Origin of the sequence: Tenacibaculum larymnensis (assembly GCF_028829235.1) — a bacterium.
GTDB lineage: Bacteria > Bacteroidota > Bacteroidia > Flavobacteriales > Flavobacteriaceae > Polaribacter > Polaribacter larymnensis.
On record NZ_JAIWJY010000016.1, the window covers coordinates 25,993 to 41,290 of the forward strand.

General features: G+C 30.9%; 17 protein-coding genes. 9 read left to right on the top strand and 8 right to left on the bottom strand.

Annotated features, from left to right (window positions below; translation table 11 throughout):
* Nucleotides 1-7 precede the first annotated feature (7 nt).
* Nucleotides 8-652, bottom strand: a complete 645-nt coding sequence (locus tag LCI24_RS16485) for a response regulator (RefSeq protein WP_274641361.1) — start codon at nt 650-652, stop codon at nt 8-10.
* Between the two features lie 3 nt (nt 653-655).
* Nucleotides 656-2,446, bottom strand: a complete 1,791-nt coding sequence (locus LCI24_RS16490) for an ATP-binding protein (protein WP_274641362.1) — start codon at nt 2,444-2,446, stop codon at nt 656-658.
* A 307-nt stretch (nt 2,447-2,753) separates the two neighbouring features.
* On the opposite strand from LCI24_RS16490, the gene LCI24_RS16495 reads away from it, so the two are divergent.
* The 5 genes from LCI24_RS16495 (at nt 2,754) to LCI24_RS16515 (ending at nt 5,464) form a co-directional block, all read left to right on the top strand.
* The gene (locus LCI24_RS16495; RefSeq protein WP_274641363.1) at nt 2,754-2,987 is read left to right on the top strand and encodes a thioredoxin domain-containing protein; all 234 of its coding nucleotides are present in this window, start codon (nt 2,754-2,756) and stop codon (nt 2,985-2,987) included.
* A gap of 67 nt (nt 2,988-3,054) precedes the next feature.
* On the top strand, nt 3,055-3,264 hold the full coding sequence (locus LCI24_RS16500) for a DUF2024 family protein (protein ID WP_274641364.1): 210 nt from the start codon (nt 3,055-3,057) through the stop codon (nt 3,262-3,264).
* Between the two features lie 53 nt (nt 3,265-3,317).
* Entirely contained in the window at nt 3,318-3,920 is a 603-nt protein-coding gene (locus LCI24_RS16505) for a MarR family winged helix-turn-helix transcriptional regulator (protein ID WP_274641365.1), read from the top strand.
* A gap of 91 nt (nt 3,921-4,011) precedes the next feature.
* Complete coding sequence (locus LCI24_RS16510) at nt 4,012-4,737, top strand: AAA family ATPase (protein WP_274641366.1); 726 nt, start codon at nt 4,012-4,014, stop codon at nt 4,735-4,737.
* Nucleotides 4,730-5,464, top strand: a complete 735-nt coding sequence (locus LCI24_RS16515; RefSeq protein ID WP_274641367.1) for a YggS family pyridoxal phosphate-dependent enzyme — start codon at nt 4,730-4,732, stop codon at nt 5,462-5,464. The genes LCI24_RS16510 and LCI24_RS16515 overlap by 8 nt, the downstream gene beginning before the upstream one ends.
* On the opposite strand, the gene LCI24_RS16520 is transcribed toward LCI24_RS16515, so the two are convergent.
* Genes LCI24_RS16520 through LCI24_RS16530 form a run of 3 tightly spaced genes read right to left on the bottom strand, consistent with a single transcriptional unit; the run spans nt 5,461 to nt 7,947 of the window.
* Nucleotides 5,461-7,149 carry an ABC transporter substrate-binding protein gene (locus tag LCI24_RS16520; protein WP_274641368.1) on the bottom strand — a complete coding sequence of 563 codons (1,689 nt, stop codon included), beginning with the start codon at nt 7,147-7,149 and terminating at the stop codon, nt 5,461-5,463. The two genes, LCI24_RS16515 and LCI24_RS16520, sit on opposite strands and share 4 nt — an antisense overlap.
* Nucleotides 7,133-7,450 (bottom strand): antibiotic biosynthesis monooxygenase family protein, encoded by a 318-nt coding sequence (locus LCI24_RS16525; protein ID WP_274641369.1) that lies wholly within the window; start codon nt 7,448-7,450, stop codon nt 7,133-7,135. Before LCI24_RS16525 ends, LCI24_RS16520 begins: the two co-directional genes overlap by 17 nt.
* Complete coding sequence (locus LCI24_RS16530; RefSeq protein ID WP_274641370.1) at nt 7,447-7,947, bottom strand: GNAT family N-acetyltransferase; 501 nt, start codon at nt 7,945-7,947, stop codon at nt 7,447-7,449. Before LCI24_RS16530 ends, LCI24_RS16525 begins: the two co-directional genes overlap by 4 nt.
* Nucleotides 7,948-8,074: 127 nt before the next feature.
* Between LCI24_RS16530 and mtaB the strand changes: the two genes are divergently transcribed.
* The 4 genes from mtaB to LCI24_RS16550 are packed head-to-tail and all read left to right on the top strand — an operon-like array spanning nt 8,075 to nt 11,795.
* The gene (gene mtaB, locus LCI24_RS16535; protein WP_274641371.1) at nt 8,075-9,409 is read left to right on the top strand and encodes a tRNA (N(6)-L-threonylcarbamoyladenosine(37)-C(2))-methylthiotransferase MtaB; all 1,335 of its coding nucleotides are present in this window, start codon (nt 8,075-8,077) and stop codon (nt 9,407-9,409) included.
* A gap of 36 nt (nt 9,410-9,445) precedes the next feature.
* On the top strand, nt 9,446-10,192 hold the full coding sequence (locus LCI24_RS16540) for a DUF6438 domain-containing protein (protein ID WP_274641372.1): 747 nt from the start codon (nt 9,446-9,448) through the stop codon (nt 10,190-10,192).
* A complete protein-coding gene (locus tag LCI24_RS16545; protein WP_274641373.1) occupies nt 10,192-10,857 on the top strand; it encodes a lipase family protein in 666 nt (221 codons plus the stop codon). Before LCI24_RS16540 ends, LCI24_RS16545 begins: the two co-directional genes overlap by 1 nt.
* A gap of 35 nt (nt 10,858-10,892) precedes the next feature.
* On the top strand, nt 10,893-11,795 hold the full coding sequence (locus LCI24_RS16550; RefSeq protein ID WP_274641374.1) for a lytic transglycosylase domain-containing protein: 903 nt from the start codon (nt 10,893-10,895) through the stop codon (nt 11,793-11,795).
* 268 nt (nt 11,796-12,063) lie between these two features.
* On the opposite strand, the gene folE is transcribed toward LCI24_RS16550, so the two are convergent.
* The 3 genes from folE to LCI24_RS16565 form a co-directional block, all read right to left on the bottom strand.
* Nucleotides 12,064-12,732 (bottom strand): GTP cyclohydrolase I FolE, encoded by a 669-nt coding sequence (gene folE / locus LCI24_RS16555; RefSeq protein ID WP_394342531.1) that lies wholly within the window; start codon nt 12,730-12,732, stop codon nt 12,064-12,066.
* 71 nt (nt 12,733-12,803) lie between these two features.
* Nucleotides 12,804-14,168 (bottom strand): histidine--tRNA ligase, encoded by a 1,365-nt coding sequence (gene hisS / locus LCI24_RS16560; RefSeq protein WP_121145747.1) that lies wholly within the window; start codon nt 14,166-14,168, stop codon nt 12,804-12,806.
* A gap of 179 nt (nt 14,169-14,347) precedes the next feature.
* Complete coding sequence (locus LCI24_RS16565) at nt 14,348-15,283, bottom strand: YihY/virulence factor BrkB family protein (RefSeq protein WP_274641375.1); 936 nt, start codon at nt 15,281-15,283, stop codon at nt 14,348-14,350.
* Nucleotides 15,284-15,298: the final 15 nt, after the last annotated feature.

Sequence of the window (15,298 nt, forward strand, 5' to 3'; positions counted from 1 at the left end):
TAAATTATTACTCTACAAGCCCTAGTTTTATTGCGTATTTTGTTAATCCAGCTAGGTTTTTTACGTTGAGTTTTGATATTAAATTCTTCCTGTAACTTTCAATGGTATGCTTACTTAAAAAGAGTTTATCTGCTATTTCTTGTGTAGTATATTCTTCAGCAATTAATTTAAGTACGTCTTTTTCTCTTGCCGTTAACATTACAGAAGTTTCTTTTCTTTTATTAAAAACATTTTCCATGTATGCTTCCCGTACAGATTGTGAAAAGTATTTTTCACCATTAAGAATAGTTTGCACAGCTTGTAATAATTCAGATTGTGTTGCATTTTTAGACAGGTATCCGTCAACATTATTCTTTATCAATGCATCTATCATCCCTGTATCTGTATGCATACTAACAATTAATGTTTTGATGTCTGAACGTTCTTTTTTTATATAATCGTTCAATGTAATACCATCTATATCTGGCATAGAAATATCACTAATAACAATATCTATATGTTGATCTGGATTTGTTTTTATGTACTTTATTACATTTTCACCACTATTTGCTGTAAGTAAGATATTGTAAACATCTTCATTATTAAAAATGTTCAACAATCCGTCTAAAAACATTTTATGGTCATCAACTAAAATAATATTATAAGTCATCATGTATTAATTTAAAGGTACATCAATATCTATCACTGTTCCTCTAGTTGGAAAAGAGTTAATTAAAATATTTCCCTTAATTGTTTTTAATCTATCTTTTAAATTTTGAAAACCAAGTCCGTACCTTACTTTTTCTTGATCAAACCCAACACCATCATCTTCAAAAAGTAGTTGTATTGTATTATTGAATACGGAAAGTTGAATGTCTATTTGTGTTGCCTTGGCATGTTTTAATGCATTAGTCAATAACTCTTGAATTATTTTATAGAGTTCTACTTTCAGGTTCTCATCTATTTGATCCACCTCATCTGCCGGATGAATTTGTAGCGTTATTTGTTCTTTAGATAGTGCTTTAACATTGTTTATATACTCTGTTATAATTGTTGTAAAAGCAGAATCTTTAAACTTTTTAGGCATTAAGTTATGAGACAACTCTCTTACCTGATTATACGTTTCATCTACTTGTTTAATGAGACTTTCTTCTTCTAATTTACTCTTATTAGATAATTGCAATTTTATAGTTGCTAAGTTGCCGCCAATACTATCATGTAACTCTCTTGCAATACGCTTTCTTTCATTATTCTGTCCTTCGAGTGAAGCTTTTACCAACTTTAACTCTTGGTCTTTAAGTAACGTGGTTATTTTTTGTTGATTTACTTCTTCTAAAGTCTTATTAAGTTTACTTTGTGTTTGAAGCTTTTGATAGTAAACATATAATAGAGCAAGTACAGGTATTAATACAATAAGAAAGACTATTAAAATATAAGCTTTCATTGTTTTTTGTCGTTCTATTTCTTGTTTTTGCTCCAGTGTTTTATACTGTACTTCTAGCTCATTGACTTGCTGTTTATTTTGACTTACTAAAATTTCATTGTTTACACGATTTAATTGTGTCATTAAAGCATGCGCATTTTTATAATCTCCTGTTTCTGCATAAGCATTTTGAAGACCTAAAATAGCTCTTCTTTCTATTTCTAAATTCCTCCACTGAATAGAGTTTATATATACTGTAGATAATATAGTTTTGGCATTTTCATAGTCTTTCTCTTTTAAATAAAAATTACCTACTACATTCCCTGCTTTAGCATATAAGGTATAGAAGCCTCTGGATAACGATTCATTAAAAACATTATAACAAAGATCTAATGCCTCATCTATTTTACCTTCTTTTTGTAATATTCTACCAAGCCATAAGTCAGTTTTCAATGCTTCTTTTACAAAGTCTTCTGCTACATAAAACAATCTTGCTTTCTCATAGTTTTCCTTTGCTTTTTCAAACTCTTTTCTTGTGTAATAAATAAAACCTAGTTCAAAAATAGCATCGTGCTTTAGCTTTTCGTTTGGAGCATTTTCAATACATTCTTCTAAAATTGCTTTTCCTTCCTCTTCTTTTCCTCTAACATATTTTACTATTCCTAGTCCTATTCTATTTTTGACAAACAACTCATCATTCGACTCACTATTTGAATGTTCTATTCCTTTAAAAAACCACTTCAAAGCCTCGTCAAAAAGTCCTTTTTCTAACTTTCCTTCAGCAACTATACTTGAAACCTTTGATAAATGATTTTCTTTGTCTATTAATTTATTCTTAGTGGTTTCTGTATACAGTTTATTCCCATAGTATATTATAGAGTCTAAGTTTCCTTTTTCTCTATGAAATTCTATAAGATCAAATGTAGCATCATATTTAGCTTTAAAATTTTCTGCAGTATTAATTTTAAAAAAAAGAGAATCATTAGGTATTGTAGGGTTTACTCCAAAAGCTTTAAACCCTTGCACTCCTTCCGACTGTGACATTGCTTTAAAAGTAAAAAACAAAAGGACTGCGATTGTAACTTGTTTTACAAATAACAATCTCATACCTCTTTTTAAGTAACCTATTCTCATCTCAATTATTAAATCTTTTCTCTAAACAATTAGAACCGCTAAAATTACATAACATTTTTATTTCTTAATTAACTATTAATGATTTTATTCTTTCTACTCCTTTCTAAAGAAATAAAACTCTTTTATCAGTATTTATTTTTAAAAATTTATTCCTGATAACTTTTATTAGTTAGGAAACCTAACTATATTTGTAATGAAATTTAAAATCAATATAATTATGAGTAAATCTATTTTTTATCACGCAGGTTGCCCTGTTTGTGTTAGTGCAGAACAAGACATTATAAATCTAATTGGTTTAGACAATGTTGAAGTAGTTCACTTCGGTAATGACAAAAATCGAATTTTAGAAGCAGAAAATGCTGGTGTAAAATCTGTCCCTGCTTTGGTTACTCCTACTGGTAATGTACTCCATATTAATTTTGGAGCATCAATGGAAGAAGTAAAAGGATAATTTTTTTGCTCTACAAAGTTAGGATTCCTAATTTTGTAGAGCTTTTTAATGTTTTAAATTATATAAAATGGAAGTAGCTGTTTGGGATACTTATGTAACTAAGAAAGATAATACAATAATGCATTTTGACATTATTGCACCTTCTAACAATAAAGACACTAACATAATTTTTAATTATGGAAAAGAATATTTAAGAACTAAAGGTCTAGAAAACCTAGAAATATCTTCAAAAGAATGCGTATTTTGCCATATTGAAATACTCAAACCTGAATGGTAAGATGCTATACATAAAAAAGGGTATTTTATATACGAAATGGAAAACTGTAATTAATGAAATCTCCTTTTGACTTAAATCAGCAAAACACTAAAATTGAAAGTAAAATAGTGGTGGCTTTGGAGCGAATTTCTGAAGCTTTCAGAGTACTTCTTTGGAGCGAAAGTAAAGAGAACTCTTTAAGTCCTATCCAAATTCAAATTCTAATTTTTTTACTATTTCACTCTGAAGAAAAGTGCAAAGTAAGTTATTTAGCTGAAGAATTTAATATGACTAAAGCTACCATTAGTGACAGTATTAGAGTTTTATTAAAAAAAGAACTGGTTCAAAAGTTTAATAACCCTAGCGATACTAGAAGTTATATTATTGGTTTAACCAATCAAGGAAAACAAATAGCAGAGAAATCAGCTAATTTTACACTTAATATAGAGAAACCTTTAAGTTCATTACCTGAAGATCAAAAGAAAGATATACTAACAGGACTCTTAAAAGTAATATACCAACTAAATCAGGCAGGAGTTATAACTATTCAGAGAATGTGCTTTACTTGTTCTTATTATCAAAATGAAAACAATGAGCATTTTTGTAAACTTTTACAATCTAAATTATCTTCGAAAGAGTTAAGAATTGATTGTCCAGAACATGAGTTTAAAGGTTAGTGTTTTAAAGCATCAATCCTACTTCTTAACTGTATGTTAAAAGGTTTACTTTATTACCTATAACCTTTTATTTTTGACAAAAAATAACAAAATGGCTATACATAACTTGATTCTTCAAACGAAAGAAACAACTATAGAACTAGATAAAGTTCATCTTAGTAATGAAAACAAAAATACGCTACAGCAACTACTAAAAGAATTTAAACACGTAGCTGTTTTGAATCAATACAAACTCCCCGTTGATAATAAAATCTTATTATTCGGACATACTGGTTGTGGTAAAACTACCACCGCTAGAGCTATTGCCAAAAAGCTTGATAAAAAAATTATCATACTTAATTTGGGTAGCATTGTTTCTTCAAAACTAGGAGAAACAGCTAAAAATATTTCCGAAGTTTTTAAAAAAGCTACAAGAGAAAGTGCTGTGTTATTTTTAGATGAATTTGATTACATCGGTAAAGCTCGTGATTACGACAGCAAAGACTCTAGCGAGATGAAACGATTGGTAAATACTGTAATTCAATTAATAGATCAATTACCTAACGATGTTTTATTAATTGCTGCTACCAATCACTCTAGTGTTATAGATACTGCACTTTTAAGACGTTTTCAGTTAAAACTTAAATTCGAAGCGCCTAGTGAATCAGACTTAGACAGCTATTACGAAACGTTACTGCAACAATTCCCAGAAGAGTTTAGAAAAGTAAATCGTGTGTACGATATATCGTATGCGGAAGCAAAAGACATTACTCTTCGAGCTGTAAAAAATAAAATTATTGAAAAAGAAGAACTAAACAATCAATTCGTAAATGGATAATATTCAAAACAACCTTAGCATTATTCATCAAAGAATACAATTTGCTTGTAAGAAAGCTAACAGATTACCAGAAGATGTTCGATTGTTACTAGCCACAAAAACAGTAAATACTGATAAAATAAATTTTGCTTTAGAACAAGGTGAAACTCTTGTGGGTGAAAATAAAGTACAAGAATTAAAGCAAAAGTGTAATGCAATAAAGCACTTACAACCTGAAGTACATTTTATTGGTCATTTACAAAGTAACAAGATTAAAGAAGTTATAAAATGGGCTACTTGTATTGAGTCTATCGATCGTTTATCAGTTGCTGAAAAATTACATCAACGGTTGATTTTTGAAGAAAAAGAAATTGATGTATACATACAAGTAAACACCTCTTTTGAAGAAAGTAAATTCGGAGCCAATCCAGAGGAAACTATTGAGCTTGTAAAAGAAATATCTAAGTTTAAAAACATTCATATAAAAGGGTTAATGACTATTGGTTTACTAAGCTCAGAATCTAATGAAGTTCGAAAATGTTTTCGCCTTTTAAAACAGCTTCAAGAAGAAATCAAAGCATTACAAATTCCTAATGTAGCTATGGAAGATCTTTCTATGGGAATGAGTGGTGATTTAGAAATCGCTATTGAAGAAGGCGCTACTATTGTACGAGTTGGAACAGCTATTTTTGGAGAACGTATCTACCCTGATAGCTATTATTGGAACGAAGCGAAAAGTAGTACTTAATTTTTCTGTACTCTTTTTAAATTCAATAAATCAATAGGGTTAATTCCTAAACCTGAAACATTCTTTTGTGTAAAGCGGATTACCTCATCATAATATAATGGTACAATTGGAGCCTCAGCAATAATAATACTATCCATTTTTTGGTATAACTTATAACGCTTTTTTACATTTATTTCTTTGATGGATTGCTCATACAACCTATCAAAAAATTCATTTTTAAAGTGTGTATAATTAGGGCCGTTAGGTGTAAAATTTTTGCTATAAAATAACGACACATAATTTTCTGCATCAGGATAATCAGCTATCCAACTTGCTCTAAAAATAGGCAACTTACCATTAGCTTTTCCTTGGCGTAATGTTGAAGGTGGAATTACATCTACTTTAGTTACTATTCCTATTTTTTGTAATTCACGTTGAATAAACTCACACAAATCTAAATAGTTACTGTTCGTTGTAATTGCTATTTGCGGATTCTCATCTCCTGTCTCTTCTTTGTATTGTGCTACTAACTTCTTTGCTTCTTCAGGCTTGTATGAATATCCTTGTTGATTATTGAATGAAGGCAATCCTTTCGGAATGAACCCACTTGTAGCAGGGCTACCGATTCCGTTTCTCAAAAACTTAATCATCTTCTCCCTATCAAACCCAAAATTTATAGCTTGTCGTATCAATTTCGATTTTGTTGGGTGCTCTTCTTCTCCATCTAAATAAATTCCTAAATATTCTGTGTTTAAATACGCCCCTGTTTTCATATTGATTTTAGAAACATACTTCTCTTTTAAGGTTCCATCAGTATTTAGAATATCATCTTTATACGAAGCATCTAAACTTTTCATAAAATCGATATTTCCTTGAATAAACTGTAAAAACTCACTTTGCTTATCTGGTAAAAAAGTTACAGCTACTGCTTCTAAATATGGAAGTTGATTTCCATTCTCATCCTTTTCAAAAAATAATGGGTTTTTTCTCAATACCAACTTGGTGTTTTCTACCCAAAGTTTAAAATGAAAAGGACCAGTTCCTATGGGGTTTGCTCTAAACTCATTTCCAAAATAATCAACTGCTTCTTTTGGTACTACAGAGCAATACTTCATGGCTAATAATCCTAAAAAAGGTGGAAAAGGTTGCTTTAAATTGATTGTAAAAACAGAATCACTCTTCGCTTTAAAGTTCGCAACATTTTGTAACACCCAACCTCCTGGAGACGCCACATTCTTATCAAGTAATCGATTAAAAGAATATTCAAAATCTTTGGCTATTACATTTCTTGTAGAGTCTTTTCCAAACAGTTCGTGTTTGTGAAATAATACATCATTTCTTAAATGAAACTGGTAAGTTTTTCCATCCTCAGAAATTGTCCAATTCTTAGCTATCGAAGGTTGCACTTGTAAACTATCATCCAGCTCTACTAAACCATTGTACAGCTGATTTACAGCCCAAATATTTCGTTGATCTTTTGCAAAAGCAGGATCTAATGAGGTAATATTTGAATGCTCGTTATAGCGAAAAACTTGTGAATCGTTAAAAGTTGATGTTTTTTTTCCGCAAGAAGTAATAAAAAATAAAAAGTAAAGAACAAAAGGTAAAAGCTCTCGACTACATTCAAACTGACGCTTTCTAGAGCCTCTCTTCTCTCTTCTCTCTTTTCTTTCCTCTATTTTCTCTTCTCTATTTTTCAAACCCATACTCTCGTTCTACTTTGCTTATTCGAAGTTGATATTTTTTATACCATCTCTCTCTTCCTATGTTTCTAGCTTCAGTATGTTCTATGTTGTTTTTCCATTTTAAAATAGCATCCAAACTTTCCCAATAAGAAACCGTAATCCCTACATCACTTCTCGCTGATTCTACTCCTAAATATCCTTCCTGCTCTTTGGCTAAATTGTCCATTTTTTCAGCCATTTCATAATATCCTTCTGTATCATCTGAAAGAGTTGTGCTAAAAATTACTGCGTAATATGGAGGTTTTAAATTATCTACTATCATAAAATTAGTTCATATTTTGTTTCTGGTAAGCCAATATCATCACTTATAAATTTCTCTATTGCAACAAAGTTAAATCGTTCTAATATTTTAGCGGAAGCTACATTTTCATCCACCACACACCCAATAAGTTTTTTCATTCCTACCGATTTACAGTACTGTATTAATCCTTCACAAAGCTCTGTTGCAAAGCCATTACCCCAGTATCGTTCTATAAATCGATAGCCTATTTCATCATTTCCTTCTTCATCTTTTACCAAAGCAACCGTACCTACAAATTCATTGTCTAACTTACGCTCTATGGCATATATCCAAAAATCATTTTCCTTATTAGTGTATCGTGCTATAAGCTGTTTTAAATCCTCTTTACTTTCTTCTAAATTTTTAGGTTCCCCTGTTGCATATTGCAATACTTTAGGGTTACTTTCTAACTCATAAAAAGGTTCTATATCAACAACTTGAAGCTTTCGAATAAGTAATCTTTTCGTTTCAAAAATCATGAATATTATCGTACTTTTGCAAACCCAAAACTGCTTTAAGCAGTAGTAGATTAAATAAACTATACGAACTTCTAAAAAATTAAAGACTTGTACAAGGCTTTTGTTTTTTATTTAGGACAGAGAAAAGATGAATGTAGATAAGAAAGTAGCTTTTTACACATTAGGTTGTAAATTAAATTTTTCGGAAACCTCAACCATTGCCAGAAACTTTGTTAATGAAGGGTTTGAGCGTGTTGAGTTTGAAGAAAAAGCAGATATATATGTAATTAACACCTGCTCGGTAACAGACAATGCTGATAAACGTTTTAAAAGTATTGTAAAGTCTGCCTTAAAGAAAAATGAAGAGGCTTTTGTTATTGGTGTAGGATGTTATGCGCAATTAAAACCTGAAGAATTAGCTGCTGTTGATGGTGTAGACTTAGTATTAGGTGCTACTGAAAAGTTTAATGTAACTAGCTATATTAACGACTTAACCAAAAATGATATTGGTGAAGTACATTCTTGTGAGATTGAAGATGCTGATTTTTATGTAGGTTCTTATTCTATTGGAGATCGTACTCGTGCTTTCTTAAAAGTACAAGATGGATGTGATTATAAGTGTACTTATTGTACCATCCCGTTAGCACGTGGAATTTCACGAAGTGATACGTTAGAAAACGTATTAAAAAATGCTAAAGAAATTTCTGAAAAAGGAATTAAAGAAATTGTTTTAACAGGAGTAAACATTGGCGACTACGGAAAAGGTGAATTCGGTAATAAAAAACACGAACATACTTTTTTAGAATTGGTACAAGCACTTGATAAAGTTGAGGGAATTAATCGTTTACGAATCTCTTCAATTGAGCCTAATTTATTAAAAGATGAAACGATTGATTTTGTTTCAAACTCAAACACATTTGTTCCGCATTTTCATATTCCACTACAATCTGGTAGTGATGAACTGTTAAAGAAAATGAAGCGTCGTTATTTACGTAAAGTATATACTGATAGAGTTGCTAAGATTAAAGAAGTAATGCCTAACGCTTGTATTGGTGTAGATGTTATTGTTGGTTTTCCTGGTGAAACAGATGAATTATTTTTAGAAACCTACAACTATTTAAGTGAATTAGACATTTCATACTTACACGTTTTCACTTATTCTGAAAGACCAAACACAGAAGCTGTTGAAATGGACGGTGTGGTACCTAAGAAAACACGTGCAAAACGTAGTAAAATGCTACGCGGGTTATCTGTTAAAAAACGTAGAGCTTTTTATGAAAGTCAGTTAGGTAACACCTTAACAGTTTTATTTGAAAGTGAAAATAAAGAAGGATATATCCACGGTTTTACAGAAAACTATGTAAAAGTTAAGGCTCCTTGGAATCCTGAATTGGTAAATACATTACACACAGTTACGTTAACAAAAATTGATGAAGATGGTTTAGTTCGTTTTGATTTTGTGGATACTGGAGTTATTGCTTAACTTGTCAACTAGTTCACACAATCAAAAAACTCATTTATGAAGTACCTATTATACTCTTTTTTAGCCTTAGGAATCTCTTGTGGTATTCCTAAAAAAAGTTCTGAAACCAAATTAACAGAGCCAATAGAAAAAGAAACAATTATTGAAGAAGAAGTTACAAAACCTATAGCTTCTCAAAATGAGTTAATTATTGTTCTTAAAAACGCTAAAAGTATTGATGATGTAAAATCACTAATAAAAAATAGCGGCTTAACTTGGAGTAAAATGGCTTATGAAACTGATGCTTCAAAAATAGGCATTGTTGAAGTTCCTGAAGGCAAGCGTGATTTTTGGATTGGTAAACTACAGGAAAGCGGAGAGTTTAGATTAGTTGATGCCAACTCAGAAGAAAAATTAACTAACATCATTTCCGAAGAAAAAAATAACCTTTTAAGAATTATCAAAACGAAATGCTTTGGTGATTGCCCTGTATATACAGTTTCTATTGATAAAAAAGGGAATGTAGTTTATAATGGGGTAGAATATGTACTTGTAGAGGGTATTCAAAAATTCACTCTTTCAGAAAAACAACTACAAGAGTTAAACGAAAAGCTTACTAAAAAAGATTTTAAAAGCTTTAAGGACGCTTATAATAATCCTAAAATTCCAGATTTATCTAGTACTTATATAGTTCATGATGGAAAACAAATCTTAATTCGTTTATGGAAAGATATTCCTGATGAGCTTATTGACGTACACGAATATATTGACGGTATTTTATTAGACAAAAAGTTTATTGAATAATGCCTAAAACTCACCTGTATTTTGTCCCTGGTTTAGCTGCCAACACCAAAATATTTGAGCGTATTTCTTTACCTGAAGAACATTTTGAACTGCACTTTTTAGATTGGATGCTACCAACCTCTATTAACGAAAGCATTGAAGAATATGCTCAGCGAATGTGTGCTAAAATTCAACACAAAAACCCTGTATTAATTGGAGTTTCTTTTGGAGGTATTATGGTACAGGAAATGAGTAAAATTATTGATTGCAAAAAAATAATCATAATATCAAGTGTTAAAAGCAATAAAGAGTTTCCTAAGCGTTTTAAACTAGTACAAGTAACAAAAGCCTATAAACTTTTCCCTTCAAAAGTTATTTCAAATATTGAAAGTTATGAACGTTACTTTTTTAATGATTATTTAAAAAAACGTGCTGAGTTATATAAAATATACCTATCAGTTAGAAACAAAGAATATTTGCAATGGGCTATATATAACGTATTACACTGGAAACAAAAAGAATCTATTCCCGGTATAATTCATATTCACGGAAAAAAAGATGAAGTTTTTCCTATAAAATATATTAAAAATTCAATTGAAATTGAAAATGGAACACATGTAATGATTTTAAACAAAGCAAAAACAATTTCTGAAATACTAAAAAAGGAATGTTTTTTGATGGATTAACATCATTACACAACTTGACAAAAACTAAAAGAGAAATGAACAAATCAATCCGCTTCTTATCTATCTTAACTATAGTATTTGTTGGAATTTTATTTACCAATACTATAAGCAAATCAAACGAACCAACCATTAAAAATGTAGCGGAAAGTTACGAGGTTAAAGCTCTAAAATTACCTAACGATCTAAATTTAGCAGGAGAGCGAGTTCCTATTGAAAAACCTGACATTAGAGAACGAATGGATCGCGAGTTATTAGTAAACACCTATTGGCAGTCTAATGGATTGTTACTTATAAAACGTGCAAATAAATACTTTCCTATTTTAGAGCCTTTATTAGAAAAATATGGTTTACCTGACGATTTCAAATTCTTAGCCTTAGCTGAAAGTGGTTTTATTGATGAAACATCACATGTAGGAGCTGCTGGTATGTGGCACTTTATGAAGCAAACAGGTAGAGAATATGGTTTAGAAATTAATAGTAATGTTGATGAACGTTATCATATAGAAAAATCTACTAAAGTAGCTGCTGAGTATTTAAAAAAATCGAAAGAACGTTTTGGTTCTTGGACGCTTGCAGCTGCGGCTTATAATGCAGGAAACTATGGTGTTTCTAAAAGATTAGATGCTCAAGGTGTAACTAGCTATTACGATGCATTGTTACCTGATGAAACCGAGCGCTACGTTTTTAGAATTTTAGCTTTAAAAGAAATTATATCTAATCCAAAAGAGTATGGTTTTGTTTTCGATAAAGAAGATTTATATACCCTTCCTGAAACCTATACTGTTAAAGTAGATACTGCTATTAGTAATATCGCCTTATTTGCTAAAAAATTCGGAATTACCTACAAAGAGCTTAAACTACATAACTCTTGGTTACGAGAAAACAAATTAAACAACCGTAGTAGAAAACTATACGAAATTAAAATTCCAGTTAAATAGTGAAAAAAGCACTTCCTTATATATATCTATTTATAGGTATATTTATTTTAATTAATACGTTTTCTGCCTTTTCTCAAAAAAGAGAAGTGTATCGACTCCTATTCAACTTCACAACCGAAAATCAATATGTTTTCTTACTCGTTAGAGTTTTGTTTGCTTCTTGGTTTATAGTTGATGGCGTTAAAAAATTGAAACAAAATAAAACCGAATCATAATAAAAAAGCTCATTCTTTCGAATGAGCTTTTTTATTTATTTAAACTTTATTTTCTATTGAAAATCAGTATTTAATTTTATGTAATCTAAGAATTCACGCTTGGTTTCTTTATTTTTAAATGCTCCACCAAACTCAGCAGTAACTGTACTACTTTCAATATCTTTAATACCTCTTGAGTTAACACATAAGTGTTTTGCATCTATAACACATGCAACATCTTGAGTTCCTAAAGCTTCTTGCATTGCTTGTACTACCTGCATCGTTAAACGCTCTTGTACTTGTGGGCGTTTAGCATAATACTCAACAATACGATTCATCTTAGACAAACCTATTACTTTACCATTAGAAATATACGCAACGTGAGCTCTACCAATAATTGGTAATAAGTGATGCTCACATGTTGAATATACAATAATGTTTTTTTCAACTAACATTTCACCATACTTATATGTATTGTCAAATGTTGACGCTTCTGGTTTATTTTGTGGGTTTAACCCCATAAACAACTCATTTACGAAAGCTTTTGCTACCCTTTTAGGAGTACCTTGCATGCTATCGTCAGTTAAATCCATTCCTAACGTTTCAAGAATTTCTTTAACGTTCTCTTGAATTTTTTCAATTTTTTCCTTGTCAGAAATATCGAAAGCATCCGCACGTAAAGGCGTTTTAGCCGACGTACCAATGTGGTTCTCTCCTATTTCATCTATGCTATCGTCATTCATTTTGTTGTTGTTCACTTCAAACATTTCTATCTAAAATTAGTAGGGCGCAAATTTACAACATTGTTGGTAATTTACTGCACTTTATTTATCAATTCGTCTAAAGAACAAGTAGTTTGCTCTCCCGTCGACATATTTTTAACAACAAGCGTACCATTTTCAACAGTTGTCACTACAAACTCAATTTCTCTATTTGTAGCATATTTCCACTGCTTTTTTTGCTGGTTGTTACTGCTTGCCACATCTGGATACATTTCTGACTTTATGTTGTTTTGTCTTAATGTTTTTATGGCTTTTACTTTATCTAAACTCTCGCTTTCTTCAAAATTTAAAAACAATACTTTAGGCTTTGGTAATTCTACTGCTTCAAACAATCCTAATTCTTCCATTACCAAGTAAATTCTATCCAATCCAAAAGAAATTCCTACTCCAGAAACATCTTTTAAACCAAAAATACCTGTCAAGTCGTCATAACGACCTCCACCACCAATAGAACCCATTTTTACACCTTCTGGAGCTGCTACTTCATAAATAGCCCCTGTGTAATAGTTCAATCCTCTAGCTAAGGTTACATCTAATTCTAAGCTTGCTGAATCTAGTCCTAAACTTTCTACGTTATTAACTACGGTTCTCAAATCAGCTACACCCTGTAATCCTTCTTCCGAACCTTGTAACATAGCCTCTAAAGAAGCTAACTTATCTTGATTACTTCCAGAAAAATTAAATAACGGATCAACTTTTTCTATCGCTTCAGCAGAAATTCCTTTCTCCAACATCTCCTTAACTACACCGTCTTTTCCTATTTTATCTAACTTATCTAAAGCCACTGTAAAATCAATCAGTTTGTCTGATGCACCAATTACCTCAGCAATTCCTGATAAGATTTTTCGGTTGTTGATTTTGATAGTCGTACCTTTTAATCCTAACTTACTAAAAACAGTATCATATAATTGTACAAACTCAACTTCTTGCCATAATGAAGTACTTCCTACCACATCGGCATCACATTGATAAAACTCGCGGAAACGTCCTTTTTGTGGTCTATCTGCTCTCCAAACTGGTTGAATTTGGTAACGTTTAAATGGAAATGTAATTTCGTTTTGGTGTTGTACTACGTAACGTGCAAACGGAACTGTTAAATCGTAACGCAATGCTTTTTCAGAAATTTTTGAAGTAACTTTTTGACTGTCTTTATCTGCCAATAAGTTTTCATCTACTTTCTTTAAATAATCACCAGAATTCAAGATTTTAAAAATCAATCTATCCCCTTCTTCACCATATTTTCCCATCAATGTAGAAGAGTTTTCAAAACTTGGTGTTTCAATAGGTTGAAATCCGAAATTTTCAAACGAATGTTTAATTGTATTGAAAATATAGTTTCTTTTTGCTACTTCTGTTGATGAAAAATCTCTTGTTCCTTTTGGGATTCCTGGTTTCATTTTATTAGTTTTTAGTCGTTAGTCCTTAGCTGTTAGTTTTTAGTTGTTTGCTGTTAGCCCTAAGTTGTACTAAGCATTAACGTATAATTATGATTTTTTCAATTAGGAGTTAATTGATAATTCGTAATTTGTTTTGCGTTTTAGCCTGCAAATATCCGAAAAAAATATGAAGAATAATGTTATTTAGCTCTCGCTTTATTTTTACGTTTTAAACGATAAATTGTAGCGTTTAACTCAAAACCTAAGAGTAAAATAATAGCATTTAACCACACAAACAACATTAAAATTAACAAGGTACCAATTGAGCCGTATAGCTGATTGTATTGAGCAAACTTAACTACATAAATTCCAAATAAGTAAAAGGTAAACATAGATACTACTGTAGTTAAAATAGCACCTGGAGAAAAGAATTTCACATCTTTACCTTGTTTGGTTCCGTACCTAAAGAGTAAAGATACAATGGTAAAAATCATTACTAAAAACAAGAAACCTCTTCCGTAGTAAAACAAGTCTAAATCTCCTGTGTTTAACCATCCAATTTTGTGAATTCTTGTTAAGGCTATTTGATAAAAGATAATGAGTGTTACCGTTACGATTAAGAAAAATGACATTAGCAATGATACTGCTAACGAAATAAAATAGGCTCTTAAAACATTTCTTACTTCGGTTACATGATAAGAATATTCAAACCCACCAAATATTGCATTTACACCATTGGTCATTAAAAAAATAGAGGCTAAGAAACCGAATGACAATAATCCACCGTATTGATTGTTAATAATATCTTTTATAACAAAATCTACCGCTTCAAAAGTTTTTGGTGGTAATGCTTCTTGCATTAATGAAAGTAACCCGTCTTGAAATCCATCAATCGGGATGTAAGGAATCAATGTTAAAATGAATAGTAAAAAAGGAAAAATAGCCATAAAGAAACTAAAAGCAATACCTCCTGCCCTTGTAGTTAATGCTCCTTTTACAATACCAATAACATACATTTCAAGTACATCGTACAAAGACATTCCTTCTAACCCTGGAATTTTAATTTTCTTTCCAAAGGCCACGAGCCAGTTAATTACTGGAATTTTCTCAAGGTTTTCTTCTATCTGTTTAGTCATTTTCTTTTGTTCGTA

Coding starts and splice junctions, on each gene's coding strand:
- LCI24_RS16485 (WP_274641361.1), bottom strand. CDS start 652: ATGATGACTTATAATATTATTTTAGTTGATGACCATAAAATGTTTTTA.
- LCI24_RS16490 (WP_274641362.1), bottom strand. CDS start 2,446: ATGTCACAGTCGGAAGGAGTGCAAGGGTTTAAAGCTTTTGGAGTAAAC.
- LCI24_RS16495 (WP_274641363.1), top strand. CDS start 2,754: ATGAGTAAATCTATTTTTTATCACGCAGGTTGCCCTGTTTGTGTTAGT.
- LCI24_RS16500 (WP_274641364.1), top strand. CDS start 3,055: ATGGAAGTAGCTGTTTGGGATACTTATGTAACTAAGAAAGATAATACA.
- LCI24_RS16505 (WP_274641365.1), top strand. CDS start 3,318: ATGAAATCTCCTTTTGACTTAAATCAGCAAAACACTAAAATTGAAAGT.
- LCI24_RS16510 (WP_274641366.1), top strand. CDS start 4,012: ATGGCTATACATAACTTGATTCTTCAAACGAAAGAAACAACTATAGAA.
- LCI24_RS16515 (WP_274641367.1), top strand. CDS start 4,730: ATGGATAATATTCAAAACAACCTTAGCATTATTCATCAAAGAATACAA.
- LCI24_RS16520 (WP_274641368.1), bottom strand. CDS start 7,149: ATGGGTTTGAAAAATAGAGAAGAGAAAATAGAGGAAAGAAAAGAGAGA.
- LCI24_RS16525 (WP_274641369.1), bottom strand. CDS start 7,450: ATGATAGTAGATAATTTAAAACCTCCATATTACGCAGTAATTTTTAGC.
- LCI24_RS16530 (WP_274641370.1), bottom strand. CDS start 7,947: ATGATTTTTGAAACGAAAAGATTACTTATTCGAAAGCTTCAAGTTGTT.
- mtaB (WP_274641371.1), top strand. CDS start 8,075: ATGAATGTAGATAAGAAAGTAGCTTTTTACACATTAGGTTGTAAATTA.
- LCI24_RS16540 (WP_274641372.1), top strand. CDS start 9,446: ATGAAGTACCTATTATACTCTTTTTTAGCCTTAGGAATCTCTTGTGGT.
- LCI24_RS16545 (WP_274641373.1), top strand. CDS start 10,192: ATGCCTAAAACTCACCTGTATTTTGTCCCTGGTTTAGCTGCCAACACC.
- LCI24_RS16550 (WP_274641374.1), top strand. CDS start 10,893: ATGAACAAATCAATCCGCTTCTTATCTATCTTAACTATAGTATTTGTT.
- folE (WP_394342531.1), bottom strand. CDS start 12,732: ATGAATGACGATAGCATAGATGAAATAGGAGAGAACCACATTGGTACG.
- hisS (WP_121145747.1), bottom strand. CDS start 14,168: ATGAAACCAGGAATCCCAAAAGGAACAAGAGATTTTTCATCAACAGAA.
- LCI24_RS16565 (WP_274641375.1), bottom strand. CDS start 15,283: ATGACTAAACAGATAGAAGAAAACCTTGAGAAAATTCCAGTAATTAAC.